Annotated in this window: 4 protein-coding genes; 1 reads left to right on the forward strand and 3 read right to left on the reverse strand. The window is 49.3% G+C overall.

Annotation, left to right across the window (positions count from 1 at the left end):
- A partial coding sequence (locus tag HMPREF2872_RS05630; protein ID WP_083311744.1) for a hypothetical protein occupies positions 1-336 on the reverse strand: 336 nt, incomplete at its 3' end.
- 99 nt (positions 337-435) lie between these two features.
- The gene (locus tag HMPREF2872_RS05635) at positions 436-1,911 is read right to left on the reverse strand and encodes an aldehyde dehydrogenase family protein (RefSeq protein WP_070631901.1); all 1,476 of its coding nucleotides are present in this window, start codon (positions 1,909-1,911) and stop codon (positions 436-438) included.
- A gap of 443 nt (positions 1,912-2,354) precedes the next feature.
- On the opposite strand from HMPREF2872_RS05635, the gene adhP reads away from it, so the two are divergent.
- Positions 2,355-3,398, forward strand: a complete 1,044-nt coding sequence (gene adhP, locus HMPREF2872_RS05640; protein ID WP_083311745.1) for an alcohol dehydrogenase AdhP — start codon at positions 2,355-2,357, stop codon at positions 3,396-3,398.
- Positions 3,399-3,467: 69 nt separating this feature from the next.
- Here adhP and HMPREF2872_RS05645 read toward each other — a convergent pair whose 3' ends face one another.
- On the reverse strand, positions 3,468-4,391 hold the full coding sequence (locus HMPREF2872_RS05645; RefSeq protein WP_070631904.1) for an RluA family pseudouridine synthase: 924 nt from the start codon (positions 4,389-4,391) through the stop codon (positions 3,468-3,470).
- Between the last annotated feature and the right edge of the window lie 348 nt (positions 4,392-4,739).

Genomic DNA, 4,739 nt, shown 5'->3' on the forward strand with positions numbered 1-4,739 from the left:
CGTCGGGTCGTAACATAGTTCGTCCTGATAAGCCTCCCATTTTGAGCGGATGCTTGCAAAATACTGTTTTGTCAAGCCATGAAGTTTTTGGTCTTTGGCAGCGGCACGTCGAAATAAATCTTTGTACTTCTTATTTAATGCAATTTCAAAATCTAATAGGGTAAGCCTCAAACAATCTTCATCCATTTGGTCAACAGGTTCGGGGCAAAGATTCTTTTCCTTCTGCGGCTTAAGCGCATTTGCAGCTTTTTCAGACGGCTCCGCCGCACCGACACAGGCGGCGGATGTCATTATTGCCAGCAACGGCAGAATGTAACGGATTTTGTGTTTCGACATATCAGTCTCCTAAAAAAGTTATTGTGTAATTAATAGGGCAGTTTGAAAAGTTTTCAAACTGCCCTATCATGTTCAAACCGCTATCATGCGAACATTCAATCAATAGAAGCCTTCGCGTTCTTCACGGGTGCTGATGTAGATGTTTTTCACTTGGGTGTAGGCGGCGAGCATCATTTTGTGGGTTTCGCGGCCGATACCCGAAGTTTTGTAGCCGCCAAACGGCGCGCCGGCAGGCAGGCGGTTGTAGCAGTTTACCCAAACGCGGCCGGTTTCCAATGCGTTGGAAACACGCAGGCAGCGGTTGATGTCGGTACTCCACACTGCGCCGCCCAAGCCGTATTCGCTGTCGTTGGCCATTTTGATGACTTCTTCTTCGGTTTTGAATTTAATCACGGTGGCAACCGGGCCGAAGATTTCTTCTTGGGCAACACGGGCTTCGTTGCTGCTGGCTTCAATCAAAGTAGGCTCGACAAATTCGCCTTTGCCCAATTCGCCTTCGATTTTTTTACCGCCGGTGATGATGCGGCAGCCTTCCTGTTCGCCGATTTTGACGTATTTCAAAATGGTCTCGAGTTGACCGGCGTTGACTTGCGAACCCATTTGGGTGTCGTCTTCCCAAGGCAGGCCGACTTTGATTTTTTTGAATTCTTCAGCCAAGGCGTTGACGAATTTGTCGTAAATGCCTTCCTGAACGAAGATGCGCGAGCCGGCACAGCACACTTGGCCTTGGTTGAACAAAATGCCTTTTTGCGCGCCTTCGAGGGCTTTGTCAAACGGCATGTCGTCAAAGAAGATGTTGGCGGATTTGCCGCCCAATTCCAAAGTGGATGGAATCAGCAATTCGGCGGCGGCAATACCGACGCGGCGGCCGACTTCGGTTGAGCCGGTAAAGGCCAGTTTGTTGAAGCCTTTGTGGTGCAGCATGTATTCGCCGGATTTAGAACCGCGGCCGGTAATCACGTTCAACACGCCTTTAGGCAGCAAGTGGTTGATTTTTTGAGCGAGGGATAACAGGCTCAATGAAGTGCTGGAAGAAGGGTGGATGACGATGGTACAACCTGCGGCCAATGCCGGAGCGATTTTCCATGCAGCCATCAAGAATGGGAAGTTCCAAGGAATGATTTGGCCGACAACGCCGATCGGTTCACGCAAAACGATGGACAGGTCTTCGGCATCAAGTTGGGTCGCAGTGCCTTCTTCGCCGCGGATCACGCTGGCGAAATAGCGGAAATGGTCGGAAGCCAAAGGCACGTCGGCGGCGCGGGTTTCGCGGATGGGTTTGCCGTTGTCCAAGGTTTCTTGCAGGGCAAACAATTCGGCGTTTTCATCAATCACGTCGGCGATTTTGTTCAAAATGGCCGCGCGTTCGGCAGTCGTGGTTTTACGCCATGTTTTGAACGCTTCTTGCGCGGCGGTGACGGCGGCATCAACATCGGCATCGGATGCGTCGGTAAATTTAGCCAGCAATTCGCCGTTGGCAGGATTGTATGAATCCAAAAGCGCGCCGGGTTTCGTCCACACGCCGTTAATCAAGAGGCCGTACTCTTTATCAAACACATTTAAATCTTTTGCCATGATGCTGTCTCCTTGGTTGTCTTCTTGAGGTTTCAGACGTATCTCCAACGTCGTCTGAAAATAGAATAGTATTTTTTCTCTTTCAGTTCAAGCACTAAAAATGATAACGTTCTCAAAATTCCAAATATGTAATTTTCTAAAATAGGAAATCCAATCCGATAAGGCTTGACCCTGTATGGAAATGAAGCGGATTTGTTAATGTATTTAAAGTTTTCAGATGACCTTTTTTACATGATACGTGTAAGAATTTTTCAGCGTCTTGGTGGGCATATTTTCAGGCAGGCAAAATGTTATGGTATAACATTTTATTTCTTATTTTTCAAAAAGATAGGGTGTTGACACAGCGAAATGAAGGGGAGTATTCTCATTTAGAGGAAGGGCGTTATTCCGATTCCGCCTGTCCCACCATTTACGGATTTCTTACGAATGCCAAGGAGAACACCATGAAGATGCAAGCAGTTGTTGTGAATCAAAATGTAGCAGGCGATGTAGAAGTTGTAGAACGCGAACTGCGCCCGTTGGAATACGGCGAGGCGTTGGTTGAAGTCGAATATTGCGGCGTGTGCCATACCGACTTGCACGTTGCGGCAGGCGACTACGGCGAAAAACCGGGGCGCGTGTTGGGGCACGAAGGCATCGGCATCGTCAAAGAAGTAGCTCCGGGTGCGAACGCCCTGAAAGTCGGCGACCGCGTCAGCATCGCATGGTTGTTCCAAAGCTGCGGTTCGTGCGAATACTGTAATACCGGCCGCGAAACCTTGTGCCGTTCCGTATTGAACGCAGGCTACACCGCCGACGGCGGCATGGCGACCCACTGTATCGTCGATGCAGACTACGCTGTCAAAGTACCCGACGGTCTTGACCCTGCACAAGCTTCCAGTATCACCTGCGCCGGCGTAACCACTTACAAAGGCGTGAAAGTTTCCGGCGTGCGTCCGGGACAATGGATTGCCGTTTACGGCGCGGGCGGTTTGGGCAACTTGGGTGTCCAATACGCGAAAAAAGTATTCGGCGCACACGTTGTCGCCATCGACATCAACGATGAAAAACTGGCATTCGCTAAAGAAAGCGGCGCAGATTTAGTCATCAACGCCGCCAAAGAAGACGCAGCCAAAGTGATTCAGGAAAAAACCGGCGGTGCACACGCAGCCGTTGTCACCGCCGTATCCGCCGCCGCGTTCAATTCTGCCGTGGACTGCGTCCGTGCAGGCGGCCGCGTCGTTGCCATTGGTCTGCCGCCCGAATCTATGGACCTGTCCATCCCGCGTCTGGTCTTAGACGGCATCGAAGTGGTCGGCTCGTTGGTCGGTACGCGCAAAGACTTGGAAGAAGCCTTCCAATTCGGCGCAGAAGGTTTGGTTGTGCCTAAAGTCGAATTGCGTGCTTTGGATGAAGCGCCTGCCATCTTCCAAGAAATGCGGGAAGGTAAAATTACCGGCCGTATGGTGATTGATATGAATAAAGAGTGCAGCTGTATTCATCACTAATCAAATGATTCCGTGATAAAAAGGCCGTCTGAACAATTTCAGACGGCCTTTTTCATTGGATTGGATAACTTAAAGCGTAAAGCCGCTTTCAAATACGCGGATTTCTCCGCTGACAGGATCGGTAAATTCTATTCTTTTGGCCAGAAGTTTTAAAGGTTTGTCGTAGTCTTCATCACCGGCCGCCAATGGGGTAGGGTAAAGCGCATCGTTCATCAGCGGCATATTCAAACTCATCATATGCACGCGGAGCTGGTGTTTCTTTCCGGTATGCGGCGTGAGGCGGTAGAGGCTGAATGCACCGCGGTTTTCGATAAGCTCGATGGTTGTATGGGCGTTGGGTTCGCCTTCTGTTTCCCGCGTGAGAAAGAATTTTTCGCCGCGTTCCATTCGTGACGAAATATCCAGCGGATAGTCCAAATCCGTCCGCGTCGGCGCCACCGCTTCATAGGTTTTTCGGACGGTTTTTTCTTGGAACATGGCCTGATAATCGCGACGCGTGGCAGGGTTGAGCGAAAGCAGCATAACGCCTGCCGTATCTTTGTCCAAGCGATGAATCGGCGTAATGTCTTCAACATTCAAATGCTGCAATTCCGGCCGCAAACGCAGGCGCGTGAGCAGGGTTTCCCGCAAAAACCTGCCGCTGGGGATGACAGGCAGGAAATGCGGTTTGTCCACCACAATCAAATGCTCATCAATATGCAAAATCTTTTCTTCAAACGGAATACGCGGCTCGCTCTCACGGCTGGTTTCACGGTAATAAAACATCGTCTTGCCGGGCTCGAACAAGGTATTCTCATCAAACGGCACGCCATCCGCGCCCACCACAAAACCGCTGTTCAGCCGCCGCCGCCAGTTTTCTTCGCCGACAAAGGGAAAATGGGCGCATAAAAAATGCAGCAGCGGCAAGCCGTAAAACTGCTTTTCATGCGGCAAAACCAAGTAGCTGGGTTTGACACCGTCTAAAAGGGGGAGGGGATTGGTACGTTTTTTCATGCGGTGGATTGTACTCGGTTTTTAGGATTTTTTTCAGGGTGATATTTTGGTTTAAAAAAGAGTAGCAGAGTAGGGGGATACCTGACGTTTATAACGTCTGTAATAGAGTAGGATGTTGCCGTTTTTCTTTTAGTCAGTACGTCTACACATTACTTTCGATATATTCCACAAAAGAGTTTTCCATACTGACATGGAATGGAAAAGAAATTTGGAGGCCGTTTCGGTTTACAGTAAGATACAAGAAAAACTGTTAAATAGAGAGAAGTATCCTAAAATTTCCCCAAATCAAAGTTTTTGTGGAAGTTATAAAATGCTGGCTTGTTCATTGACAAAGGGTCGTCTGAAAAA

The organism is Neisseria sp. HMSC069H12, assembly GCF_001812735.1.
In the GTDB taxonomy this organism is placed as follows: Bacteria; Pseudomonadota; Gammaproteobacteria; order Burkholderiales; family Neisseriaceae; genus Neisseria; species Neisseria subflava.

What these genes read in the sequence shown, in the direction of transcription:
- HMPREF2872_RS05635 (WP_070631901.1), bottom strand. Translation starts at nt 1,911, where the DNA reads ATGGCAAAAGATTTAAATGTGTTTGATAAAGAGTACGGCCTCTTGATT.
- HMPREF2872_RS05645 (WP_070631904.1), bottom strand. Translation starts at nt 4,391, where the DNA reads ATGAAAAAACGTACCAATCCCCTCCCCCTTTTAGACGGTGTCAAACCC.
- adhP (WP_083311745.1), top strand. Translation starts at nt 2,355, where the DNA reads ATGAAGATGCAAGCAGTTGTTGTGAATCAAAATGTAGCAGGCGATGTA.